Source organism: Wolbachia endosymbiont (group A) of Epistrophe grossularia (assembly GCF_947251435.1).
GTDB classification, from domain to species: Bacteria; Pseudomonadota; Alphaproteobacteria; order Rickettsiales; family Anaplasmataceae; genus Wolbachia; species Wolbachia pipientis.
Genome location: NZ_OX366363.1, coordinates 54,169 through 80,144, shown reverse-complemented (window position 1 = coordinate 80,144; position 25,976 = coordinate 54,169). Strand labels below are relative to the sequence as shown.

Here is a 25,976-nt window from a genome sequence, read left to right as displayed (position 1 = left end):
CTAAATTGCTTTAGCTATAGCTCTGTTTTTGCAACTTCAAATATCTGCTACTCATAGTAAACACTCCTGGATCTTGAGAGGTTAGCTTGAGTATAGCGAGTATGTTGATAAACAACAAAGCAGCAATCGAGATATCAGCAACATCCCATAGCAACCGGACTTTACCTATCGCACCAAGCGGAATGATCATGGTAAAAATTACAATCCAGATTTTAGTGTATTTATTATCCATAGACACATAGCGTATTGTCTGTTTTGAGCAAAAAAACCAAGTAAAAATAGTAGTAAAAGCAAAACAAAACATTATGGCCATAATTAAATAGTCAATATAAGGCCAATTCATTGCCTTTCTAAAAGCAAATATGCACATGTTAGTGCTCTCTAAATCAGTGACCCAAGAATCTGTGACAAGCAGTACCATTGTTGTAATAAACACTATAAACGCAACTATAAAAGGCGATATTATCGTAATTAGACTCTGCTCAATAATAAATTTATTATTATTTTTCTTAGGAACAATTGAAGAATGTACGATTCCTTCAAGGCCAAGCCCTATATCTGTTGCAAAAATACCTCGCAAAGTTCCGACTTGAATAATAGTCAACATTTCTAGAATCAAACCTAGAGACAAACCAGAGTTAAAGCTACTGGTTGTAAAAAAACTGCTTGTTATTAGTTTTAGAGAAGGAAGAATATTTTCACTAAATTTAAATAATATGATACCGCAAAGTATGAGGTAACTTACCGTCATTATCGGTATCATAGCCGATATAAAAATTTTAATCTTTTTTAAGCTGAGAACTGCAACAACAAAAAATATTATGGCCATTACAATGCCACCAATGACTACAGGCACATCTATCATGTTAAGTGGTATTGATAGAGAATTTACCTGAACAAGGTTACCAACTGTTATTGAAACCATCATCATAACAACCAGAAACACAATTGTAGCTTTTCTAGAATTAAATGCATCAGCCATGTAGGCTACAGGGCCACCTATAAACCGTCCGTTCTTTTCCTTTCTGGTTTTTATACTTAGATAACAAGTGACATATTTTATCACAGAAGTGATAACAATAATTATCGCCATCCACAAAATAGAGCCCGGTCCTCCGGTTTTTAGAGCAACAGCAGTTCCTGAAATATTTCCTACTCCTAAATTTCCCCCTAAAATTGTAAACAGAGCGGCTATAGAAGAAAATTTATTTTCTCCTTTTTTAGCTCCAAGGAGTGAAAGGGCGTATGGTAATCTAAATACCTGTAGCCATTTTAGTTTAATCGATAGGTAAACACCAGCAACTAGCATGAGTAATATTGTTGGCAGTAATAAAACAAACTTTACTGTATCCATCTGTAAAAGTGAGATTTTTATTTGAGTATACAACAAAAATTGAAAATACCTAACCTATTTTCTATGTATGACTTCGTTTCCGTCATTCTAGAAACCTTTTCTTGTCATCCAAGTAGCATGACACATAACTGTACGAACATTGTAATATGGTACAATGTTAAGACGATGTCATTCCAGTGCTTGACACTGGAATCCAGCTTTTAATGCAACCCCTCACCAAAAATATTGTGTTTTAACATAAGGTTAGCTACTTTTATACTCACCAACTTAGTGTCCAATCTGGATCCCAGTGGGCTTTGTTGCATCGCTAGCTATGATGGATAAAGATAAAAAAGGTAGAGAATATCAGTAGCTTATTATTCTGGTATTTATAACAAGAACGGTCAGTGAATACCTAAATTTGAGTAAAAGAAATTTCACTACCACTCACTAATCCGGCTAAAATTCAAGAATTTCAATGCTTTAGCTATTTTCAATAGAATTAAATTTATTAATATAAATAATAAATTACTATTCTTAAATTTGATCAGATTGATTGCAAAAAAACAAGATTTTCAATAGGTTGCTTATAATCCTAACTATAGTTAGCCTTTCATAAGTAGCGATGCAACAAAGCCATCCCAGTGTCTGGGCACTGGGATGACATCTTTTTTCTTGGTACAAATTACTCTTATATCTCAATGTTCGTACAGTTAGTGCGTGACACTGGGATCTAAATTTTTTATGCGAAACCATTATGTTTATATACTTGTAGGCCCAAGTTCCTCACATAGTGAACAAAAAAGTAAATGAGATTCCAGTGTCACGCGCTGGAATGACACCTACCCCATGAGAACTCTATTTTTCATACCACTCATTTATAAGTTTATTGATATCAGAATCTATAAAATCCTTTAATGGTTGCCTGATTTTTATCTCAACATTTTTAGGGATGCACCTATCTTTACATATCGCATAATTTATATGGAAGTTAAGGTCAATATACCCTTGATTTAAAAATATATTCATCTTAAAGGGAAATAATACCATATCCTCATATACGTTACTTACAAACGTCTCTCTCCCTACTTTATCTTTATGTTCCTTTGGAATAGGCCAGTGAATATTTATATCTGATGCATTACCTTTGTAACTAATAGACGTGGGAAGGCCAAAATCTCCAGGATCTTTATAATACATGTGCCAGCCTGGTTCTACTGTAACCTTTATTGCACCTTTAAGAGTGAAGCTTGCTTCATTTATCTCGCCAATAAGTAAATCAAATTTTGCAATTTCCTCGTCAGCATATAGTTGAGTGCAAGAAAAAAATAAAAACAATATTAAATATATATGTATTTTCATTAAGGTAAATTTCTCCTTTTATAGAGAAAGTAATTTAGATTTTAATTATTATATTTAATAGTATTATATAGATTATTTATTAATATAGCATTATGCTATAGCTAAACTGACTTACAATAATCTAAAAAACGACAAATTCGTCATTCCGCTACTTGTTAGCGGAATCTATGCCGCGAATGAATCCACAACTGTACGAACATTGTGATTTTGGCCCATAAGGAGGGTGTCATGCCAGTGCGTGACACTGGGATGGCTTTGTTGCATCACACTTTATGAGATGGTGATTTATGGTAAATTCATGTAACTATCTCAAATTTAGCCATACCAATATCAGTGAATTTATTAAGCAAATAGCATTTGATTAGCAGTTCTTTTTCTCGATTTATCTCAGATTTATTCCTAAAACTAAATCCGAATATTTGCTTTAATCTTGAGAAAAACCCTTCAATATAAGCCATAATTTACTTCTTTTTTCCATTCTTTCATGCCATCTTCACCGTATAATTTTATTAACCTAATAGCAGCATTCCTGTCAGACATATAATCTATTTCTGGATGTTCTGCCGCATTGTTTATTGGTGGAATTTTTGTCTTTATATCATATTTGTTACACAACTTATAAAACTTGTGCCTATCACATGCTCTATCTGCATATAGTGCTTTTATGGCATGCTGAAAATCAACTTCTTTTAGCAAATCACAAGCTCCATAGTGATCAGCCGTTACTGTATTTTACAGCTATGGCTTTTTTGTTGTTTATATTCAACATTACGTGCAATTTTCTCGTTTGCTCATAGCCACGATATTTTCTGTCAGTGCTATTTTCCTTGCTGTGACCAGGAGTGTTGTTGTATATACTAATTCCTGTACTGTCTATAGCAATTTCGATATCTTCCATATTATTTTTATCAATTCTGCAATCATTTATCTTAATATTAAGTTTCTTAAACCTTCTTGATGCTTGTGAATAGCTGATAACTGCCAAATCTCTTCCTATTTGTTGCAAATACCCTTTTATAAACCCGACTGTTTGTCTTAAACCAATTCTAAAGAAACTGACGATTATATGCACCAAAATCACAACTTTATCACTATAAATATAGTTGCCGCCCTGCATTTTTGGACAATTCTCGTACCAATTTTCTATGGCGTCATTGATATAACAAAAAATGCTTCCTCTTTCTTGGAGAAATTTGTTATATTCATGGCAGTTACTGACTCTCATTTTTTGTGGCATATTTTTTCTTCAACAGTTAAATGGCTATTTATAATGAATTTTGTCAGTAACTGCCAGTTCTTTTCACTTGAGCGATGCAACAAAGCCCACTGGGATCCAGAAAAATTGATTGTGCACTATACAACATTTTCGATTAAAAGCTGGATTCCAGTGTCAAGCACTGGAATGACATCACAGGGGCACTGGAATTTTTGTTTCAATATTTGTACATTAGCCATGCATCTGAACAGATACTGTAAATTAGCTATATTACATTAGCCCATCAGATGAGTTGTAATGGTTATAATTGTCTGATAAGTGATCTCTAACATCGTGACCTAACTCATTGGCATCAGGCTTAACTTCGTGATCTAACTCATTAGCATCGAGCTTAAACAAAGAAGGATTATCATCAGATTGTTGATTAGACTCTTTCTCTTTCGACCCAAATAACCATGAAAAGAGTGATGAGATAGAATCAATAATGGATTTAATTGTTGAAAAAATATTGGATAAGAAATTACTGGGTTGCTGAGTATCCTCTTCGGCTGATTCTGGTTCAGGCTCTTTTCCTGCTGTGTCATCCACATCTTCTTCAGGTTTACTTCTGCTTATAAGTGTCTTATCTAACCATTTGAATATATTCTTGTCTAGATTATGAAAATACATTTGACTTATCTCCTTATTTTCATCAACGTAAATCACTAAAGTTGTATTCTCATTCCCCAATCCATCACATTCACTAACGAGCGATTCATGAGAGTTCTTAATGTCTTTGATAAATTGAAGTTTTTCTTCTTCTGCTGAAAGATAATCTCTGTGTTCTGCTCTATAAGTGGTGCCTTTGTATTTAAAACTAAACATTGATTCACGATCTTCATATTCATCTAGTCCAGAATTCTTGACACGTTGTATAATTTGAAATTTCTCTTCTTCTGAAAGGTCCTTGAGGTATATACTACCAGTTGTATCTTTATATTTAAATTTAAACATCCATCCATGGTCTTCATATTCATCTAGTCCAGAACTCTTGACACGTTGTATAATTTGAAATTTCTCTTCTTCTGAAAGGTTTAGGCGGTATATACTACCAGTTGTACCTATGTATTTAAAAATAAAACTCCATCCATCGTATTTATATTCATCTACACCCATCTGCTTGCAAATAGCTTTATAATTTTTTTCTTCTACTTCTCGTCCAACAACATTTGCTATGAGTTCAGTATCCAGAATACTCAAAGTTTGGACTGTTGCCGATGGTGAAAAACACAATTGAAATATGTGGCCTAGCTCATGACCTAGAACAAAATCCATGGCACTTTGCTTATATGTCAGAATATTCTGACAATCTGTTACTCCTCGTGTAATATATCCTGGACCACCATCTTCATCTAAGCCGAGAAGATTGTTATACTTTGTATAATCGCTTCTATTATTAAAAATGTGAACCGTTATATTGTAACTTGCATTACTATTTTTCAAGCAAAACTTTTCTTTAAATGCTTCATAGGCAGCTTTAATGTCTGTTTCTATTTGGTTTTGTTCCTGCTCAGATAAGTTGTCGTATTTTATAGTACAATTTATATACCCGTATTTAACGGTAAAGCTGTTAGACAAAACATCATGTATATTTGTGGAAAAATAATTGAACTGCTTTGACTCAGCTTCCTTATACAATTGATGCCCATATTTATCCCTAGAATACTTTGGTAGTTTAGGTACTTTGGCAATTAAGTTTTTGTTACTATCAAAAAAAGAAATATCAGAATTACCAATCCTAAAATCCTTTATAGATTGCCCGCAAGTGCCATCATTTGCACAATCATGATTATCTTTCTTATTAAACCATGCGTTGGTGTATTTTTCCATTTTGATACCTCACTACCAAACCTTACTATATTATTATCTTGGTAAAAATCATAATAATTCGTTAACTTGTATTTTAAATCTGTATCAAATGTGCTTTTCTCGTAAGGTATCAATTGTGAAGTAATTAACTTTATTTGTTTAAAATTTTGCTAAAATAGCTCTTTTTATACTATGTTTTATATAGCTAAACTGACTTAGATTTACTGACAATTTGAAAAACAAAAATTCGTCATTCCGCTACTATAGTATTTTCTAAAACGAATGATAAACGTCTAAAATGGTATTACCAACTAAAAGGTGTAAGTTTGTACATTGATGCATTAGAGGTCTGAGGCGACTTTTGATGGTGTGCCAACAATGCTCTATCGGATTTAGATCTTACTATTACCCACAAATATAAATGTTTGTTGCATAGCTCTTAATGGCATAACTTGTGCTTGAAATAACTGTTTATATGGTGCAATTTACAGCTTTTAGTTGCTAAAATTATAACTCTTAGTTTAATAATTTTAATCTAATAAGCTTTCAGGTTAATAAAATTAAATTATTTGAATAAATACAATACTATGTTTTTATTTGTGGGTAATAGTAAGGCTTAAAGCAAAATGTAGTACGAACGGTAGGTGGATCTAAAAGATCGAATTACAATCCTGTATACAGCATTTTGCATTATTGTTTGATGATATTTATAGGTACAAAAATGGCTAGAATAATTTTCATGGGAGTAGATGTTTCCAAGGAAGCATTGGACATCTCAATTAATGGCAAGCATAAGCGCATAGCAAACGTGAGTGATGCTATATCTAAGTTTATAGAAACAAATATAGTCGATTTACCCATCAAGTTATGTGTAAACTGGTGGCTATGAAAAGCTCATTATAAAATTGTTGCAAGATAACTGTCCATAAAGCTCACCCGAATCGGGTATATGCATTTGCCAAAGCTTGCAATCATTTTGCAAAAACTGACAAGTTAGATGCTAAATTACTGGAAAAATACGCTGAATTTGTCAGTAAAGACGGTGAAGTAAAAGGATGTGTAATTTCAAAAAAGCAAGAGGAATTAAAGGAGCTGGGGGCAGTTGAGCGTAATTTAAATGATGCAATTCATGCAAACAAGTGTCGCCTGCAAAGTGCGACGGGAAAAGCTAGAGAATACATAGAAAGACAGATAGGGTTTGCTGAAAAACAATTGAAAGAAATTAGGCAAGACATAGAAGACACAATAGATTCTGACCCTGAATTGAAAGGAAAAAATGAGCTTTTAATCAGCTATAAAGGTATTGGATCAAAGACGGCGAGCGTTCTACTGACAGAGGTGCCTGAGCTTGGTAGATTAGAGAATAGAGAAATTGCATGCTTGGTTGGAGTTGCACCTAAAACTAGTGAAAGTGGAAGAAAAGTTGGCAAAGCTCAAATCAAAGGAGGCAGGTTTTATGCAAGGAAAGCACTATACATGTCAGCTCTTGTTGCTATGCGCCACAACAGAAAAATGAAAGCGTTTTATCAGCGTTTGGTTGATTCTGGCAAAGCTGCTAAGGTTGCATTAGTTGCTGTCATGAGAAAAATTATCGTTTGTTTAAATGCCATGATAAAAAATAACAACTTTTATCTTGACTCTTAAGACGGTAGATGACAGACCATTGATTGTATGGGTTCCATCTGTTATATATAATCTTTTTGAATACGAAGAAAACTGATGAATGAGTATGATATTACGGTTATAGGTAGCGGTCCTGGTGGTTATATAGCGGCAATTAGGGCGGCACAGCTTGGGTTTAAAACTGCAATTGTGGAAAAAGAAAAAAATTTAGGCGGTATATGCTTAAATTGGGGATGTATACCAACAAAATCACTGCTTAGAGCATCTGAGGTTTATAGGCTAATAAAAAGATCAAAAGAGTTTGGTATAGAAGTAAAGGGAGCGAATTTTGATATACAATCAATAGTGAAATACTCAAGAAACGTTGTTGATAAATTGTCAAGCGGTGTTGCATATTTGATGAAAAAAAATAATATCAAAGTTCATCAAGGCTTTGGTAAACTTGCAGGCAATAGTACTATAAAAGTCGTTAGCGATAAGGAAGAACAAGAAATTGTTTCCAAGCATATCATTTTAGCAACAGGCGTGAGGGCACGGAATCTGCCTGGAATAGAGGCAGATGGAGATTTAATATGGAATGCGCAGCACGCTATGACTCCAGAGAGATTACCAAAATCGCTACTAATTATAGGGTCTGGTGCAATTGGAATAGAATTTGCAAGTTTTTATAGTACTTTGGGTGTTGATGTAACAATCATAGAGATAAAGAGCACTATTTTGCCGCTGGAGGATAAGGACATTTCAGATTTAGCACAAGAAATATTCACAAAACAGGGGATAGAAATATATACAAGCAGTAGCGTAAAAGCTCTTACTAAAAGTAAAGACTCTGCTCAAGTGCTACTAAGTAGTGGTGAGAGCAAAGAATTTGAGAGGGTGATTGTTGCGGTTGGAATTCAAGCAAATATTGAAAATATAGGTTTAGAAAATACAAAAATTAAATTAAGCCCTTCTGGCTTTATTGAAACGAATGAATGGTATGAAACTAGTGAATCAAATGTGTATGCAATAGGTGATGTAGCTGGCCCACCATGTTTAGCACATAAAGCGAGCCATGAAGCCGTGATCTGCATTGAAAAGATTGCTGGTAAAAATGCTCATGCGTTAAAAAAAGAATGCATACCAAATTGCACTTATTCTCATCCACAAATAGCGAGCATCGGCCTTACTGAGGAACAGGCAATAAAAGGTGGGTATGATATAAAAATAGGAAAATTTCACTCTAACTTTAATGGTAAGTCTGTTGCACTCAGTGAAACTGAAGGGTTAGTGAAAACGATTATAGATAAAAAAACCGGAGAAATTCTGGGTAGCCACATGATAGGTGCAGAAGTAACGGAGTTAATTAGCAATTTTGCTCTTGCAAAGCAACTAGAAGGAACAGACTTCGACATAAAATCTACGATTTTTCCTCATCCAACCATTTCAGAGATGATACATGAATCAGTGCTTGCTGCAGATGTTAAATAGTTGAACTAACGTTCAATCGTTTTAGAGTTGTCAATGTCTTGAGTAGTAGTTTGATTAGGCACTTTAGTTTCAATAGATTGATTACCACCAGCATCAGAATTCTGTAACTCTTCTTTCAATCCCTTAGCTGCTTCTTTAACTTCAAGCTTTGCCTTTGGATGAAGATCTTCTGGGCCTTTTCCTTTAGTATCCAAACCTTGTTGTAGATTAGTGCTTTTCATTTTATTATGCTGCTCGTGCTCAGGTAGGTCAACGACCGAATTGAAAAGAATTTTTATTATATTTTTTAGCAGTTCTAAAAAACCTCCGCTTCTGCCTTCTCTTTGTTCTTGAGGTTTATTTTTCTCATTAGGTTCTTTTTTACTATTACTTTTAGGCATTTTTAACTCAACTATCATAACGCTTAATAAAATTCTACGTGCAAATTGTTAAATAACAGTTAACAATCTAGGATTTATTATTTACAGATGGATATTATTTTAGCAACAGGTGGCACAGGTGGGCATATCTTTCCGGCCATAGCTTTAGCAAAAGCACTAAAGACACAAGGATACAATTGCATATTATTCACTGATAAAAAAACAAATAAAAATACCGACATAGAAAGCTACACCTTACCATTACGTAGACCAAGCAGCAACAAATTTAAGTTTTTCCTTTTCTTGATATACAGCTCTATGTTAGCACTGTATCAAGTAAGAAAATTAAAACCAAAATCGGTCATTGGTTTTGGTAGCTATGCTTCTTTTCCAACTCTTCTTGCAGCAAGAGTTCTTTCTATACCTATAATTTTACATGAACAAAACACAGTTTTAGGGAGAGTAAATAGATTCTTTTTCAAGAGTGCAAAATTAATTGCAACCAGCTTTCCGGAGACTAAATATGCAGAGGGCAATAAATGTATTTTTACAGGAAATTTTGTTGATATAAAAGCACAGAGCCATTCTAGCACTGAGAAAATCCTAAATATATTGGTCATAGCAGGCAGCCAAGGTGCAAATTTTTTTGATGATGTAGTAAGCAGCGTAATTTGTGATTTACCTATTAAAATGAAAAAGAAAATTAGAGTGACGCAGCAATGTACGAAGAAAAATGTAAACAAGGTCAAAAGTCTATACAAAAGTGAAAAGATCGATTGTGAATTGAGTGAATTTTTTGATGATATGGAGAATAGACTGGCCAATGCTCACTTGGTAATTAGCAGAGCAGGAGCAACTTCAATAGCAGAGATCACTCTTGCTAGGCGTTCTGCTATATATATTCCTTACCCTTACTCAAAAGATAATCACCAATTTTATAACGCAAAATATATTGAAAACTCGAGAGCAGCTATAATAGTTGAGCAGAATAGTGAAGCAAAAAAAAATCTAACAGAGGTACTATTTGATCTATTAAATAATTCTCAAAAATTGCGTGATATGACCAATAGTACAGAAAAAACAGGGATAAAGAATGGGACTACTGAGTTTGTTAAGGTGATTGTTCACAGGTTTAGTTGATGGCTGCTTGCTTTTTCTTCAAACACGTCCCAAAGATCCTTTTCTAGCGATATATTATACAATTTATTGATATAAACTACTCCCGTGGGTGAAGTTGTGTTAATTTCGAGCAGGAAGTCATCTATAATATCAATACCAACAAATATTAGCCCTCTTTTCTTTAATTCAGGACCAATTTTGTTACATATTTCATTGTTTCTATCGTTCATTTGAGCGGGCTCAAAACTTGCTCCAAGTCGCATGTTTGTTCTGATCTCTCCACTGATTTTTGGAATTCGTTTCATTACACCAATTGGTTGGCCATAAAGTAGCAATATTCTTTTATCTTTATCTATGTTTTTACAAAATGATTGTGCAATCACAGGGCATTCGTATTTTGCTATCATGAGATCCACTACTACTTGAATACTATTCTCATCTTGTATTCTTATCACATCGTTTCCTCCATAACTATACAATGGCTTCAGAATAATATCTTGATAGTTGTAGTAGAAATCTCTAATCATTGATATATTTTCAGTAATCAAAGTTGGCGGAATTAGCTCTGGAAATAATGAAGTTATCAATTTTTCAGGACAATTTCTTATTTCTGTTGGATTGTTAATTACCAATGCGCTGGTTTTTTCTAAGATATATGTTGTTGTAATATAACGCATATCAAAGGGTGGATCCTGTCTGATAAATATGATGTCCATTTCATTCAAGTTGATTGCTACATCCTCTTTAGAGATAAAACTAAAATCATCAACGCTGACTTTCTGAGCCAGAGCAATTGGATGGTTTAGCTTTAGTGCTAAATTGTTAGGAGCATAGACAAAAACTTCGTGCTTCCTCCTTTGTGCTTCCTTTATTAGCACGAATGTAGTGTCAGTTTCAAAATTTATATTTTCATCCATCTGAAAGGCAATTTTCATTTATGTTCTCTACCTATTGTCACAACTGTACAAATGTTATAATTTGAAAGCGATTTTTGCCTAATGGCGTAACTTACTGTACCTGTATCGTACATAACTTACAACTTGTTTTACTCCCTTTACTTTTCTTGCAATTGCTATTACAGCTTTTAATTCCGCTTTATTTTGGGCTATACCCATCAAATAAACAACTCTATCAACCGTATTAACGCTATAATTAATTGACTTAATATTTCTTTTTCCCAGGAGTCTTGTTCTTATTTCCGCTGTTATCATGCCATCTACAGTGGTGTCTAGCATGGAAGCCATTTGAATTGGTATTACTCTTATTTCATTTATCACTTCTTTAATTTCTTTTTGCTGCCAAGCTATTTTTTCTGCTGTAAGTTGTTTTTCAGGAGTGTCAACACTTCCAATGAGCAATACTCTTCCTTCACTTACTTTAACCTTTATGGATGAAAATAGCCCATGTTTTAAGAGCCCCTTATTAATTCTGATGACCATAGTCGTATCATCAATGATATTTCCCAAGGATTTGTCCTGCATTGTTATTGCTGTTGCTGTCGCTGTAGCCACCACACCACCTATTATAAGGGTTGTGCAACCACTTTGTGTAATCAAAAAAATTGCGAGTAAGAAGCTTGTTATTAATCTCATTATTGATTTTCATGGTTTAGAGCTTTCATTAAGAAATGTTAATAAGCTTTTTTGATTGTGTAAATACCATAAATTAAGTAAGACTTTAAACCTTGAATATTTTTAATGGAATACCTATAATAGGGTACTGAAAATTTCTTGCGGATATGGCGGAATTGGTAGACGTGCCAGGTTTAGGTCCTGGTGAGCTTGCTCGTGGGGGTTCAAGTCCCTCTATCCGCACTTTAAAGTCATGTAACTTAGGTTTTAAGGGAAAATTTATAATCACTAAATACACTTTTGTTTGTGTAAAAACCTGTTCTTAAGGATTGTGTTTAACTTAAATTCTGGTAAAATGACTCTATTAAGATATGAATTAAAATGTTAATAAATGAATTATGATGTCTAATAATATACCTCAAAATACAGTCGAAGTAAGTAGCGTATATACCTACAAAGAGCTTAGTATAGATAAACTAAAGTATGATTATGAAATCACAGTTGGTAGTGATTATATAAAACAAAAGGTAAATTCCAGGTTGCAAGAGATAGCAGAAAATGCAAAATCACCTGGATTTAGGGCTGGAAAGATGCCCTATGACCTTGTTGTTGCAAATTATAAAAACGAGGCTTTGGAATATGTGATAAATAATACAATTGATTATTGCTCAAGTGATTTGATGAAAAAAATTGAAGTCAAGTCTCACATTTATCCTAAGGTTGATGTTATATCATTACCAGATCTGGGCAAAGAAAATGAGGAGGGCAATTTTGTATACAAGCTATCTTTTGAGTCGATGCCTGAAGTACCGATGATAGATCTTGACAAAATAAACTTAAAGAAAATTGAAGCAAAGATTGAAGAGGAAGATATAAAAGAATTTATTGATTCTATCAAAACAAAGTTCCCCAATTTTGCCTCTGTTGATGATGCTTCTTATCAAGCGAAAGATGGGGATAAATTGATAATTGATTTTGAAGGGCGGATTAGGAATAAGCTCTTTCAAGGTGGAAGTAGCAAAGATTTTGCCGTTAATTTAGGGTCTGGCACATTTATTAATGGTTTTGAAGATCAATTAACTGGTATGAAAAAGGGAGAAACAAAGAACTTTAAGTTGAAATTTCCTGAAAATTACCAAGCCATTTCCCTTGCAGGACAGGAAGCTGATTTTTCTGTGCGAGTTAATGAGATTCAAATTGCCAAAGATTTTGAAAATGATGATGAAATAGCTAAGAGTATTGGGTTTAAAGATTATTCTTTGCTAATAAATCATGCAAAAAAAATGATTGGTGATCAGTGCACCGAAATGAGAAATCTCTTAATTAAAAAGGAGCTGTTTGATTATTTGGATGCTAATTATAGTTTTGATTTACCCACAGACATAGTAAAACAGGAGCAACAAAGAATGGAAGGAGAATTGGGTGCTCAAAATGATTCTCGTAAAGAAGCTGAAAAACGTGTAAAGCTTGCTATGTTATTTATGAAATTTAGTGCAGAACATAAAATATCATTAACTCAAAATGATGTTTTGAGTGTTATTGTAAATCAATATGTCAGTAAAGATGTGCAATTTGACAGAGTACTTAAGCATTTTGAATCAAATAAACAATTTCAAGAATTAGTTAGAGGGCAAGCGCTTGAGTATAAAGTGACAGATTATATAATAGAAAAAGTTAGTAAAGAAGAGCAGATTGTTTCTGTGAAAGAATTAAAGGAATTATTTGATAATATTTAATAGGAAAAGGTATGACTCTTATACCAATTGTAGTTGAACAAACTAGTCGCGGTGAGCGCGCTTATGACATATATTCAAGACTAGTGAAAGAAAGAATAATTTTTGTAACAGGTCCTATTGAAGACAATATGGCCAGTGTAATAGTAGCACAGCTTTTATTTTTAGAATCGGAAAATCCCGATAAAGACATTTGTATGTACATCAACTCACCAGGTGGTGTTGTAACTGCTGGTTTGTCGATCTACGATACAATGCAGTATATAAACCCAGACGTTTCAACTTTATGTATAGGTCAAGCTGCGTCTATGGGTTCTTTATTGCTTGCAGCTGGTACAAAAGGTAAGCGCTACTCTCTACCTCATTCAAGAATTATGATACATCAGCCATCTGGTGGTTATCATGGTCAAGCAACTGATATAGAAATACATGCTAATGAAATTTTGCGGGTTAAGAAAAAACTAAATCAAATTTATGAAAAACATACTGGAAATTCACTGAAGAAAATTGAAGGAATGATGGAAAGAGATAAATTCATGGATCCTGAAGAAGCAAGGAAAATTGGCTTAATTGACAGGGTGATAGCTGAGCGTACAGATATTGAAATTGAAAATATTAAAGTTAAACAAAAGGTGGGTTAATGGATAACAATAATGATTTACACTACTGTTCTTTTTGCAACAAGGCGCAAGATGAAGTAGATAAATTGATTACTAACTCTTCGGATGGTTTAAAGGTGTTTATTTGTAATGAGTGCATAGAATTATCCCATAAAGCAATAAGTCAAAAGAAAGATAGATCTTTTAATTCAGATCGTATATCTGATATGAAGCTATTACTAAAGAAACCTGAGGATATAAAAAACTTTCTCAGCAAGCATGTTGTAGGTCAAGAACACGCGCAACACGTTTTATCTGTAGCTATGTATAACCATTGTCAATCCATGGTACAATTTCATGCTATAAGCGATATTGAAATCGAGAAGTCAAATATAATGCTTATTGGTCCCACTGGTTCTGGTAAGACTTTGCTAGCCAAAACACTTGCTAAAGTTTCAGATGTGCCATTTGCTATGGCTGATGCGACAACTTTAACTGAGGCAGGTTATGTGGGTGATGATGTAGAAAGCGTGTTGTCGCGTTTATTACAAGCTGCAAATTATGACGTTGTAAAAGCACAGCGTGGTATAGTGTTTATAGATGAAATAGACAAGATTACAAGAAAATCTGAAAGCACTTCAATAACCCGTGACGTTTCAGGTGAAGGGGTCCAGCAAGCTCTGCTTAAGATTATGGAGGGTACAGTTGCTTATGTTCCGCCACAAGGAGGGCGAAAACACCCACAACAAGAGTTTATACAAGTGGATACTAGTAACATACTGTTTATTTGTGGAGGAGCTTTTGAAGGCCTCGATAAAATTATTGAAGCGAGAAAAAAGGGAACGTCAGTTGGCTTTGGAGCAGATATAAGTCAGTCTAAAGAGCAAAAGAAAAAGAATGCTTTACATGATGTTCAACCTGAAGATTTAATCAAATTCGGTTTAATACCCGAATTTGTAGGGCGGGTTCCAATAACTGCTGTTTTAGATGAGCTGGATCATGAAGATTTAATACATGTGTTGACAGAGCCAAGGAATGCACTAATAAAACAGTACAAAGCATTGCTTGCGTTTAGCAAAGTAAACCTTGAGTTTTCAGATGAAGCAATATCAGCTATTGCTAAAAAGGCTATAAGCTACAAAACAGGTGCAAGAATGTTACGTGCTATCTTGGAGTCACTTTTGCTTGACATTATGTATACATCTGGAAACGGAGGCTTTGAAGGTAGCACTATAGTAATCACTAAGAAAATGGTAGAATTAGGAAAAGCAACGGTTAATCATAATAACAATGGCAATGTTATAACGGTTAATGATTAATTTGAGGCATATATTATGAACATTGAACGTGCTGTAAGCTCTAGTTTTACTGCATTGCCAGTATTACCTTTAAGAGATGTAGTAATTTTTCCAAATATAATGGTGCCTTTATTCATAGGCAGAGAAAAATCTGTTAATGCACTAGAGTATGCAATAAGTAGTAGTAATCACCAAAATGAGATTTTTCTTGTAGCACAGAAAGATGGCTCTGTTGATAATCCAGAGCCTGAAGATCTTTATGAAGTAGGTGTGTTAGCAAGCATTGTACAACCGTTAATAAAATTACCTGACAATGCAGTAAAAGTTATAATCCGTGGGATAAGAAGGGGAAGAGTTGTAGAATATATTAGCTCTCATACTTTATTACAAGCCAGGGTAGAGTTAGACAATTATTATAAAGAAGATGAAGACAATATTGATTTAGAAGCTTTAAGGCGGTCTGTTGTAGACGCGTTCGATAGCTGGTGTAAGCTAAACAAGAAAAATCAACCCGAGGTTGCCATTAACTCCATTGATCAAATCAAAGAAGTTGATCAACTTGTAGACACGGTAGCTTCACATTTAAATATAAAAGTATCAGATAAACAAAGCATACTTGAGGCTTATGACCCAGAAGAGCGTTTAAAAAAAGCTTTTGCTTTTATTGAGAGAGAAATGAGTATTTTGAACGCACAAAACCGTTTATATAAGACAATTAAATCGCAAGTTGAAAGCACTCAGAAAGTTTACTACCTTAACGAGCAATTGAAAGCTATACAGAAAGAATTAGGTGAATTTGAGAATGGGGATGAAGGAAATATACTCAATGAATTTGAAAAAAAGATAAATGAAACAAAGCTTTCTCAGGAAGCAAGAGAGAAAGCTATAACTGATTTGAAGAGATACAAGAAAATGAATCCCATTTCTCCTGAAGCTACAGTTATATCTAGTTACTTGCATTGGTTGCTTGAGTTGCCATGGGGAAAGTACAAAGATGCAAAAATTAACTTAAATGCAGCTAAGAAAATCTTAGATGAAAATCATTATGGCATAGAGAAAGTAAAAGATAGAATAATAGAATTTTTAGCGGTATTAAAAAGAGTAAAAGAGATAAAAGGTCCTATACTTTGCTTAGTTGGACCGCCAGGTGTTGGTAAAACTTCTTTAGCTAAGTCTATGGCAAGAGCAGTAGGAAGAGATTTTGTTCGCATAGCTCTTGGTGGTGTGCGTGATGAGTCTGAGATACGAGGGCATAGGAAAACTTATATTGGCTCAATGCCTGGTAAAATCATTCAACACATGAAAAAAGCTAATTCATGCAACCCGCTTTTTCTGCTTGATGAAATAGATAAGATGGGTTCTGATTCGCGTGGCGATCCTGCGTCTGCATTACTTGAGGTTTTAGATACTGAGCACAATAAACACTTTACGGATCATTACTTGGAAGTTGAGTTTGATCTTTCAAGTGTAATGTTTGTAGCTACGGCAAACAGCTTAAATTTACCACATCCTTTGCGTGATAGGATGGAAATTATACAATTGTCCGGGTATACTGAAGATGAAAAAATCAGTATTGCTACACACCACCTTATTCCGAAGTTAAAGAAGGAGCATGGTTTGTATCAGAAGGAATGGGACATAACTAATGAGGCGTTATACGAGTTGATACGTTTATATACACGTGAAAGTGGTGTGCGGAGTATGGAAAGGGAGCTTGCAAAGCTCATGAGAAAGGCAGTTAAAGAAATATTGACTGATAAAAATAAGAAAATATCCGTAGGGGTTGACAATTTACAAGATTATTTAGGGGTACGTAAATATACCTTTGGCATTGCGGAAAATGAGAGTTTAGTAGGAATAGTAACTGGGCTCGCCTATACTGAAACAGGTGGTGATATTTTGATGATAGAATCAGTCCTAATTCCGGGCAAGGGAGAGATAAAATACACAGGAAAGCTTGGAGAGGTTATGCAAGAATCTATAAAAGCTGCGTATAGTTATATTCGATCAAATTGTTTGTTTTTTGGTATAAAGCCCGAAAAATTCCAAAATAATGATATACATTTGCATGTACCTGAGGGTGCTGTACCAAAAGATGGCCCTTCTGCTGGCGGCGCGGTATGTACGTCTATTGTTTCTCTTATGACAAATATACCAGTTAACAAAAATGTTGCTATGACAGGCGAAGTGACATTGCGTGGTAGAGTTTTAGCTATCGGGGGCTTGAGAGAAAAATTGCTTGCAGCGCTCAGAGGATCAATCAAAACTGTGATTATACCAAGTGAAAATGAGAAAGATATGCAAGAAATTCCGGCAAGCATCAAAGAAGGGATCAACGTAGTTTTTGCTAAGAATATTGATGAAGTTATGAAAGTTGCTTTAATGCACCCTACTACTCCAATTGATGGTGATGATAATCAAAATAGTGTGCCTTCCTCTATAGAAAATAAAGATGATACTTTTCCTATGTCGGAAACATTGAAGCATTAGATTAAGAAAATATTATACAATCTCCACTTCTTTTTTATCCGGCAAAAACCCACCAACTTGCGCATTCCATAGGGTCTTATACATTCCGTTTTTATCAAGAAGTTCCTGATGCGTGCCATCTTCTAAAATCTTACCTTGATCAAACACTAAAATGCGATCCATATGCAAAAGCGTAGATAGGCGGTGGGCTATTACTATTGTAGTTTTATCTTGCATCAACTCCCATAGAGATTCTTGAATATTACTTTCAGTCACAGAATCAAGCTGTGAAGTTGCTTCATCCAGAATTAATATAGGAGCATTTTTTAAGATAGCTCTGGCAATTGCGATACGTTGCCTTTGTCCACCAGAAAGTTTCACACCTCTTTCACCAACGAGTGAATCATAACCTTGGGGTAATTTTGAAATAAACTCATGAGCATGTGCTTTTTTTGCCGCTTCAATTACTTCATCATCGCTAGCATTTGTTTTTCCATAGCGAATATTCTCCATCAAAGTCCTATGAAAAAGCGATGGATCTTGTGGGATCATTGCGATTTTTGCACGCAAAGAATCCTGCGTAACATTACAAATATCTTGATCATCTATGAGAATTGCACCATCAGTTACATCGTAAAGCCTTAATATCAGGTTCACAAAAGTAGATTTACCACCACCTGAATAGCCAACAAGTCCTACCTTCTGTCCAGCTTTGATAGCAATTGATTTATTCTGGAAAAGAGGTTCGGTACCATCGTAATGGAATTTGACATTATTAAAAGTGATTTGCCCACTATTACATTTGAGAGAAACTGCATCAAGTTTATCCTGAATTTCGCAATGTATCATTAATGAAATTAAACTTTGCTTACATCTACCGACTGCTTTATTGAATTCATCGACCTCTGACATGGTGAACCACATCATATGTCCTGTTTCCATCGATAAACCTAATATTAAAGCAAAATCACCTATAGCCACTAAGTTTTTGCTGTAAAGATAAATTAGAAAACAAGCAGAAGAAGCCATCATAATGGCTATTAATCCTCCTTGTATGGAGTGCATGATAAATGAGTAAAAATGGGTTGCTGTATACGCTTTTTGCTGATTACACAAAAATGGAATCATTCTTGAATTTTCATAAGACTTTCTAGAAAAATTTCTGACATTACTTTGATTAGATAGAGAATCAACCAGCTCACCTATCACTATCGATTCTTCTTTAGCTTGAACATCAGACAGCGAAATAAGCTTTCGTGACATCATAATGCTTGCACTTGCAAAGAATATGAACCAGACAACCAATATGAAATAAAATATAGAATTTACAGAGTAAGCAGCTATAAAAGCAGCCAACAACAATGAAGCTCCTCTTAAGAAATTCGGTGCAACTCTGCTTATCAGAATTTCAATTCCATCTGCTAGATTAGTAATTTGTCTTGAAATTTTTCCTGATAAATTATCCTGATAAAATTTATTAGATTTTCCGAGTACATGATCCATCACTTTTCCAATGACACTATTAATAACAACAGGAATAAATCTACAGCGTATATAACCAATTCCTCTCCAAGTGAAATTATCAAATACGATAAAATTCACGACAATCAGGCTTGATGGTAATATTAAAATTGAAATATCTCCATTCTGCACATGTGGTAGAAGGTTGATGATGTTCTTAATCAGTATGCTGTTCAACGGTCCCCAAAATCCCGCAAAGATTGCAAGGGAAACAAAAATCGAGACCGATAATTTGTATGGTTTCAAAAAATGCCAGATGAAAGAATATAAAGTTTTAGGTAGCTGATGATTCATTTGAACACTCAATTTCTTTACCTTCCTTTCTATCTGGCAAAAACCCACCAACTTGCGCATCCCATAAGGATATGACTTGCTTTGTTGTTATGTCATTCATATTTTTTACTTATTCTATCTCCCAGTTTAATTCAAGTAGATGATAACAATCATATTATAATAGTCCTTTTCATGGAAACCTTTTCTGGTAGATTGCTTTCTAGAAAAACATTGGTCAAGGTGCCAACTGTGGTTTATAATAATATAAATTATATCATAGTTGATTTGCATTTATCAGAGCTGAGGTATGTTTTATCTTACAAATTTTTTGCCTATTTTACTGTTCCTCTTTCTTTTTGTAGGGAGTGGTATATATTTTACTGTTCTTGGCGTGTCAAATGCTTTTTATCAGTTATCTCCACTGGTAGCCATTGTTCCTGCCATAGCTCTGGGTTGGGTTTTATACAAGGGCAATACTGAAGAAAAAATGTATGCCTTTCTAGATGGGGTAAGAGATCGTAATATTATCACTATGTGCATCATTTTTTTACTTGCAGGTGCATTCAGTGAAGTAACTAAAGCAATCGGTAGTGCTGATGCCACAGTTAATTTGGCTCTTTCATTTATACCAACACAATTTTTACTCATAGGATTATTTTTTGTAGCAGCTTTCATCTCCACTGCTATTGGTACATCAATGGGCACCATTGCAACAATTGCTCCTATTGCAGTTGAACTGACACAAGCTGGGATTTCTCCTTCCTTAGGAGTGGCAACCGTTGTAGGAGGAGCAATGTTTGGCGACAATTTATCTATTATCTCTGATACTACAATTGCATCTGTGATGTCTCAAAAGGCTGATATAAAGAAAAAATTAAAACTGAATGCAAAAGTGGCACTAATTGCTTCTATATTCACAATAATTATATTATTTTATAGCTCAAGCAATAGTGCTGCTATTTCAGTTAAGGAGTATTCTTTATTGCTTGTGGCTCCTTACATCATACTTATATTGCTTGCAAACTTTGGAATCAATGTATTTACGGCATTGGTTTTAAGCATAACTTTTGCTGGAATTATTGGATTTATAAATAACAACAATCATGGTTTATTGTTTTTAAGCCAAAACATCACCAAAGGGTTTATGAGTATGCATGAAATTATGCTACTGTCATTGATGGTTGGCGGACTTTCAGGACTAGTAGGTAAAAATTCTAAGGAGCTTGCAGATAAACTTTCATCTTGGGTTATGATACAACGTGGTGGACAAAAAACTGCGCAATTATTTATTGCAAAAATAGTCAGTATATTTGATATTTTACTTGCAAATAATACCATCGCTATAATTTTTAGCGGTGAAATTGCTAGAGATATTGCTAAGAAATATGAAATACCGCCTCACTATAGTGCAGCATGGCTAGGCATATTTTCTTGTGTATTTCAAGGATTAATACCGTATGGCGCTCAATTGCTTTTGGCTAGCACTATTGCTGGAGTTTCACCTTTGGCAGTCGTGCCACACGTATACTATTGCTATGTTTTAGGTATTATTGCAGTGTTATATATTGTATTGAACAAAATTGAGAAAAAAGATTGTGCTTAATATACAAGACAACGCTCCGCTCTGTAGAAAATGGATGTTCTTGGCAGTATGTGCTCTTGCTTGCTCTGGGTTACTGTCAATAATTGTTATTTTTCTACGATTGCCTTTTATCTCCTCTCTTGTTCCTTCTGCACAATATATTTTTGATAATGCGCTGGTAATACACGTGAACTTGTCAATTTTAGTGTGGATGTGCTCTATAATATCTCTGCTCTTTATCATAAACCTACAAAATACCAATAGTTGGTTTAACTTTTCATGGGTTCTATCAACCCTTTCGATGCTGCTCATGTTTATATCCGCATTCGTTCCAAATACTGAAGTTATCAAAAGTAACTATATTCCCGTATTACAAAACAAATTATTTTTACTTGGACTCAGTTTATTTATTGCCAGTATATTAGTAAATACAATGCTAGCATATACATCAAAAAAAGAGGTTTCATTTCTCTCTGTTGGGCAAATTGGGCTAGTTATTATACTTGTATCGTCATTTCTTTGCTTTGTTTTAGCATATAATAATATGCCTCCAGGTCTATATCACTCAGATAATAATTTATTTTACGAATATCTCTTTTGGGGAGGCGGACATTTATTGCAGTTTGCTTTTACTCAAGGAATGTTTTTAGTCTATTTAATAATGCTAAGTTCCAATGATATTAGTCTAGCTTCAAGCAATAAAATTACTATTTTACCACTATTTATAAACACGATTTTAGCTGTAGGCGCACCGTTTGTATATTTTGTTTATCCAGTTGATAGTGCCAAGTTAATACAGTTTTTTACTTGGCATATGAGGATTGCTGGAGCAGTTTTGCCGTGCTTTTTGATAATATTAGTGTGCTACAACATCAGAACTTTTATTAATGATAAAAGCAACTATTTATTACATTCATTTTTGTTGTTCACTTATGGAGATGTGCTCGGAGTGTTGACTATTGAAGGTAATGTCACGATTCCCGCTCATTACCATGGTTCTGTAGTTGGGATCACTATAGCTTTTATGAATTTCATTTATTGGCTGTTACCAAAATTAAACTTTAAAGAGGTAAAAAACTCCATGGTAAGATTACAGATTTATGCCTACAGTGTAGGGCATTTTCTCCATATTACTGGCCTTGTTTGGCTTGGTGGGTATGGTGCTTTAAGGAAGGTTGCAGATCTGCCAAGTATTTCATCAATGTTAGCACGCACGTGCTTCATTATAGGTGGCGCTATATCAGTTGTTGGTGGAATGTTGTTCGTAATAATTGTGCTTTTACATCTGTTAAAAGGCAAAGCGCGTACCAACTGACCCATAGAAACAAAAAAAACTTCCTTGACAAATTCCCCCAGCGCCCTTATCATGAAACTGAAGCTATTTATTTATCTTCTCTGTACAGATTAAATGACAAAAAAACTCACGTATCTGGCGTCCCATGTTTAATTTTTTGCACTATGTGCACCTTATGTCTTTATAAAATTTCTAGGTTTTTACCTAATATAAGCTGAAATGCGCTTATAAAGCATTTAAAACATCAAAAAACGCCGATTTAAAAAATGGATAGTGAATAACTAGCTACCCTAGGGTTTCTTTTGCCTTTTTTTCTGTTTAGTAAATTTCTTAATGTTTATAATTTAGATTAGTTGCGGCTTAAAAGCAACTAAATCGCGGTTATTAAGCGTTTAGAATAAAAAAACGCCATACTTGAAAGTATAATGTAAGTAATTAGCCAACCACGGGGCTTCTTTTGCCTTTTTTTTCATTTGGTAAATTTTTTAATATTTATACGGAAGGTAGCGCGTGACGCTGGAACCCCAAAAAAAGGATGATGTCATCCCAGTGCTCCTTTTTTTGTCATCCGAGTAGCTGACACTGTCCTCCTTTGTCATCCCAGTGCCCAGACACTGGGATCCAGCATTTCACGCAATCCCATCAAGAACGTTGTATTTTACATAACACTTTTATGCTTACCAACTTAATAAAATTCCTGGATCCCAGTGGGCTTTGTTGCATCGCTACTTATGAAAGGCTAACTATAGTTAGGATTATAAGCAACCTATTGAAAATCTTGTTTTTTTGCAATCAATCTGATCAAATTTAAGAATAGTAATTTGTTATTTATATTAATAAATTTAATTCTATTGAAAATAGCTAAAGCATTGAAATTCTTGAATTTTAGCCGGATTGGTAAATGGTAGTGAAATTTCTTTTACTCAAATTTAGGTATTCATTGACCGTTCTTGTTATAAATACCAGAATAATAAGCTACTGATATTCCCTATCTTTTTTATCTTTAATCCATCATAGCTAGCGATGCAACAAAGCCATCCCAGTGTCAGCTACTCGGATGACAAAAAAAGGAGCACTGGGATGACAGGAGAGGGAGGCTACTTGGATGACATCATAGGGGCACTGGGATGACACCATTCTTTTTCCTGGATCCAAATAGTCAAGGCACTGGAACGACAAAGTGGAGTGTCTGCTTCTGTCATCCTATGATAGCTAAAAAGACCTGGTCACGCGCTGGAATGACACCGAAGGGGCTACTGCCCTCTTGGATGGAGACCAGTGTCAGCTACTTAGATGATACCTTTTTTCTACTTAGTTTAGGTTATGCAGAAGTCTAATACAATTATAGAACAAGCTTAAAAATTCTGGTAAAGTAGTTTTATTTACAAAGAAAGAATATGCTACTTGAAATTGAAAAGCGCAGCATAACAAATGCATTGTGGAAGTTGCAAGAAGCAGATCAAAGGCAAATCTTAACTCTTACACAGAGATTTGAGTTACCAGAAATATTAGCAAGAATATTGGTTACTCGTGGTGTTAACATAGAAAATGCAAGCGACTTCTTATATCCACTAATCAGATCGCTATTACCAGATCCCTTTCACCTTCTTGATATGGATAAAGCTGTTTCTCGTATAATACGGGCAATAAAAAATGATGAAAACCTTGCAATATTTGGTGACTATGATGTTGATGGTGCAACGTCGTCAGCATTGATTAACAGGTACCTGAGAGCAATCGATATACACTCTATAATCTACATTCCAGATCGTGTTGATGAGGGCTATGGATTAAACACAGATGCTTTATTACAACTTAAAAAGAATGGAATTGATTTATGTATTTCCGTTGATTGTGGTACGCTTGCATATCAACCAATAGAAGATGCAAAGGCTTTTGGTCTTGATATTATAGTTGTTGACCATCACCTTGGTACGGAAAAATTACCAAGCGCCGTAGCAGTTGTGAATCCAAACCGCCTTGATGAGAGCTCTCCTTATAATAACCTAGCAGCAGTTGGAGTGTCATTTCTGCTAATTGTTGCTCTTAATAAAAGCCTACGTGAGCAAGGATTTTTTACCAACAAAAAAGAACCAGATTTATTTGATCTGTTGGATTTGGTTGCCCTGGGAACTGTCTGTGATGTTATGCAGATCACAGGCCTCAATAGAGCACTTGTCTCACAAGGATTAAAAGTTATGTCAACAAGAAAAAACGTTGGCTTGCGTGTTTTATTTGATGCTTTGGGAATCCTTGAAAAACCAAGTGTTTCTCGATTAGGGTTTAGTATTGGGCCATGCATAAATGCTGGAGGAAGAATTGGAGAAGCATCGCTTGGTGCAAGGTTGCTTTCCACCGATGATGATGAAGAGGCACATTCAATCGCGCTAAAATTAATAGATTTGAATAATGCAAGAAAAGTGTTAGAAAATGAGGCTCTCTTGGAAGCTACAGCACAAGCGGAAAAGTCTGCCCAATCAGGTGCGAATTTTATAATGATAAGTGGCAATTGGCACCAGGGAATAATTGGTATAATTGCATCAAGGCTAAAGGAGCAGTTTCACTTGCCAACAGTAATGATATCTTTAAATAATGGAATAGGAAAAGCAAGCTGTAGATCAATTTTGGGAGTTGATATCGGTGCTGCAGTCCTTTCCGCAAAGTTTATAAATTTGATTATTGAAGGTGGTGGCCATAGTATGGCGGCAGGATTTTCAATTAAAGAAGACAAAATAAATGATTTGCATGATTTTTTTACTGAAAGATTTTCAAACTCTATAAATGAGAAAACTTTAAAAGCTGATAGTATAGTAACTGCTAAAGCAATAAATTTGTCTTTATGGAATCAATTGCAACGCTTGGGACCATTTGGAGTTGGAAATCCTGAACCAAGGTTTATTATCCAAGGAGCAAAGATAAGAAAGCCTGAAGTTATAGGAGTTGACCATATAAAATGTTTTATTGCTGATGATAATGTTATGGTAAGAGCTATTGCATTTCGTTCTGCAAATACTCATCTTGGCTCTGCTATCATGCAGGGTAATGTTAAAGCTATTTTGGGTAAAATCTCTATGAATTACTGGAATGGCAATGAATTTGTACAATTTTTAATAGAAGATGTATTGACCATTAGTTGAGTGTATCTGTTCAGCAGAGTGGCAAAATAGGTAGACAAGATAAACCAAAAAATCGAGAAAAAGTGAGTTTACAACAACTGGTGTCATGAAATTATCTGACACTGATTTCCATCCAAGAGGGTGTCATCCCAGTGCTCCTATAATGTCATCCCAGTGCGTGACACTGGGA

18 protein-coding genes, 1 tRNA gene and 2 pseudogenes are annotated in these 25,976 nt (G+C 34.6%); 13 read left to right on the top strand and 8 right to left on the bottom strand.

The features are described from left to right. Nucleotides 1–10 precede the first annotated feature (10 nt). The 3 genes and pseudogenes from OPR28_RS00350 to OPR28_RS07060 all read right to left on the bottom strand — a co-directional run bounded on the left by OPR28_RS00350 (nucleotide 11) and on the right by OPR28_RS07060 (nucleotide 3,932). Entirely contained in the window at nucleotides 11–1,354 is a 1,344-nt protein-coding gene (locus OPR28_RS00350; RefSeq protein ID WP_265023251.1) for an alanine:cation symporter family protein, read from the bottom strand. 837 nt (nucleotides 1,355–2,191) lie between these two features. After that, nucleotides 2,192–2,695, bottom strand: coding sequence for a protein-disulfide reductase DsbD domain-containing protein (locus tag OPR28_RS00345; RefSeq protein WP_264724122.1), 504 nt, complete (start codon nucleotides 2,693–2,695; stop codon nucleotides 2,192–2,194). A 296-nt stretch (nucleotides 2,696–2,991) separates the two neighbouring features. After that, a pseudogene (locus OPR28_RS07060) lies at nucleotides 2,992–3,932 on the bottom strand (IS5 family transposase). A 33-nt stretch (nucleotides 3,933–3,965) separates the two neighbouring features. On the opposite strand from OPR28_RS07060, the gene OPR28_RS00325 reads away from it, so the two are divergent. Next, complete coding sequence (locus OPR28_RS00325) at nucleotides 3,966–4,190, top strand: WPE palindromic element domain-containing protein (RefSeq protein ID WP_077190065.1); 225 nt, start codon at nucleotides 3,966–3,968, stop codon at nucleotides 4,188–4,190. On the opposite strand, the gene OPR28_RS00320 is transcribed toward OPR28_RS00325, so the two are convergent. Next, entirely contained in the window at nucleotides 4,182–5,780 is a 1,599-nt protein-coding gene (locus tag OPR28_RS00320) for a hypothetical protein (RefSeq protein ID WP_265023247.1), read from the bottom strand. The genes OPR28_RS00325 and OPR28_RS00320 overlap by 9 nt on opposite strands. Before the next feature lie 700 nt (nucleotides 5,781–6,480). Between OPR28_RS00320 and OPR28_RS07055 the strand changes: the two are divergent. Both OPR28_RS07055 and lpdA read left to right on the top strand, forming a co-directional pair. Then, nucleotides 6,481–7,403: pseudogene (locus OPR28_RS07055) on the top strand (IS110 family RNA-guided transposase). A 75-nt stretch (nucleotides 7,404–7,478) separates the two neighbouring features. Then, nucleotides 7,479–8,852: a dihydrolipoyl dehydrogenase gene (gene lpdA / locus OPR28_RS00305; RefSeq protein WP_182319365.1), complete on the top strand. Its 1,374-nt coding sequence runs from the start codon at nucleotides 7,479–7,481 to the stop codon at nucleotides 8,850–8,852. A gap of 5 nt (nucleotides 8,853–8,857) precedes the next feature. On the opposite strand, the gene OPR28_RS00300 is transcribed toward lpdA, so the two are convergent. After that, nucleotides 8,858–9,250: a hypothetical protein gene (locus OPR28_RS00300; protein ID WP_265023246.1), complete on the bottom strand. Its 393-nt coding sequence runs from the start codon at nucleotides 9,248–9,250 to the stop codon at nucleotides 8,858–8,860. A gap of 69 nt (nucleotides 9,251–9,319) precedes the next feature. On the opposite strand from OPR28_RS00300, the gene murG reads away from it, so the two are divergent. Beyond that, nucleotides 9,320–10,351, top strand: coding sequence for an undecaprenyldiphospho-muramoylpentapeptide beta-N-acetylglucosaminyltransferase (gene murG / locus OPR28_RS00295; protein WP_264722783.1), 1,032 nt, complete (start codon nucleotides 9,320–9,322; stop codon nucleotides 10,349–10,351). On the opposite strand, the gene gshB is transcribed toward murG, so the two are convergent. Further along, the gene (gene gshB, locus OPR28_RS00290) at nucleotides 10,336–11,265 is read right to left on the bottom strand and encodes a glutathione synthase (protein WP_015589118.1); all 930 of its coding nucleotides are present in this window, start codon (nucleotides 11,263–11,265) and stop codon (nucleotides 10,336–10,338) included. The genes murG and gshB overlap by 16 nt on opposite strands. Before the next feature lie 60 nt (nucleotides 11,266–11,325). Continuing rightward, a complete protein-coding gene (locus OPR28_RS00285; RefSeq protein ID WP_006279461.1) occupies nucleotides 11,326–11,922 on the bottom strand; it encodes a BON domain-containing protein in 597 nt (198 codons plus the stop codon). Between the two features lie 140 nt (nucleotides 11,923–12,062). Between OPR28_RS00285 and OPR28_RS00280 the strand changes: the two genes are divergently transcribed. From OPR28_RS00280 to lon, 5 genes are all read left to right on the top strand, one after another. Next, nucleotides 12,063–12,144 (top strand) — tRNA-Leu (locus OPR28_RS00280). A gap of 158 nt (nucleotides 12,145–12,302) precedes the next feature. Continuing rightward, nucleotides 12,303–13,637, top strand: coding sequence for a trigger factor (gene tig / locus OPR28_RS00275; RefSeq protein ID WP_265023744.1), 1,335 nt, complete (start codon nucleotides 12,303–12,305; stop codon nucleotides 13,635–13,637). An 11-nt stretch (nucleotides 13,638–13,648) separates the two neighbouring features. Further along, nucleotides 13,649–14,275, top strand: coding sequence for an ATP-dependent Clp endopeptidase proteolytic subunit ClpP (gene clpP, locus OPR28_RS00270; protein WP_006280254.1), 627 nt, complete (start codon nucleotides 13,649–13,651; stop codon nucleotides 14,273–14,275). Then, on the top strand, nucleotides 14,275–15,552 hold the full coding sequence (gene clpX, locus OPR28_RS00265) for an ATP-dependent Clp protease ATP-binding subunit ClpX (RefSeq protein ID WP_006279985.1): 1,278 nt from the start codon (nucleotides 14,275–14,277) through the stop codon (nucleotides 15,550–15,552). The genes clpP and clpX overlap by 1 nt, the downstream gene beginning before the upstream one ends. 15 nt (nucleotides 15,553–15,567) lie before the next feature. After that, entirely contained in the window at nucleotides 15,568–18,021 is a 2,454-nt protein-coding gene (gene lon / locus OPR28_RS00260) for an endopeptidase La (protein ID WP_012673169.1), read from the top strand. Nucleotides 18,022–18,033: 12 nt separating this feature from the next. On the opposite strand, the gene OPR28_RS00255 is transcribed toward lon, so the two are convergent. Continuing rightward, nucleotides 18,034–19,815, bottom strand: coding sequence for an ABC transporter ATP-binding protein (locus OPR28_RS00255; RefSeq protein ID WP_174515834.1), 1,782 nt, complete (start codon nucleotides 19,813–19,815; stop codon nucleotides 18,034–18,036). Between the two features lie 286 nt (nucleotides 19,816–20,101). On the opposite strand from OPR28_RS00255, the gene OPR28_RS00250 reads away from it, so the two are divergent. From OPR28_RS00250 to recJ, 4 genes are all read left to right on the top strand, one after another. Further along, a complete protein-coding gene (locus OPR28_RS00250) occupies nucleotides 20,102–21,397 on the top strand; it encodes a Na+/H+ antiporter NhaC family protein (protein ID WP_265023245.1) in 1,296 nt (431 codons plus the stop codon). Between the two features lie 34 nt (nucleotides 21,398–21,431). Continuing rightward, nucleotides 21,432–22,691 (top strand): cbb3-type cytochrome c oxidase subunit I, encoded by a 1,260-nt coding sequence (locus OPR28_RS00245; RefSeq protein ID WP_265023743.1) that lies wholly within the window; start codon nucleotides 21,432–21,434, stop codon nucleotides 22,689–22,691. A 1,106-nt stretch (nucleotides 22,692–23,797) separates the two neighbouring features. Further along, nucleotides 23,798–24,007, top strand: coding sequence for a hypothetical protein (locus OPR28_RS00240; protein WP_265023244.1), 210 nt, complete (start codon nucleotides 23,798–23,800; stop codon nucleotides 24,005–24,007). A gap of 60 nt (nucleotides 24,008–24,067) precedes the next feature. After that, nucleotides 24,068–25,807: a single-stranded-DNA-specific exonuclease RecJ gene (recJ, locus tag OPR28_RS00235; protein WP_265023243.1), complete on the top strand. Its 1,740-nt coding sequence runs from the start codon at nucleotides 24,068–24,070 to the stop codon at nucleotides 25,805–25,807. Nucleotides 25,808–25,976 lie beyond the last annotated feature (169 nt).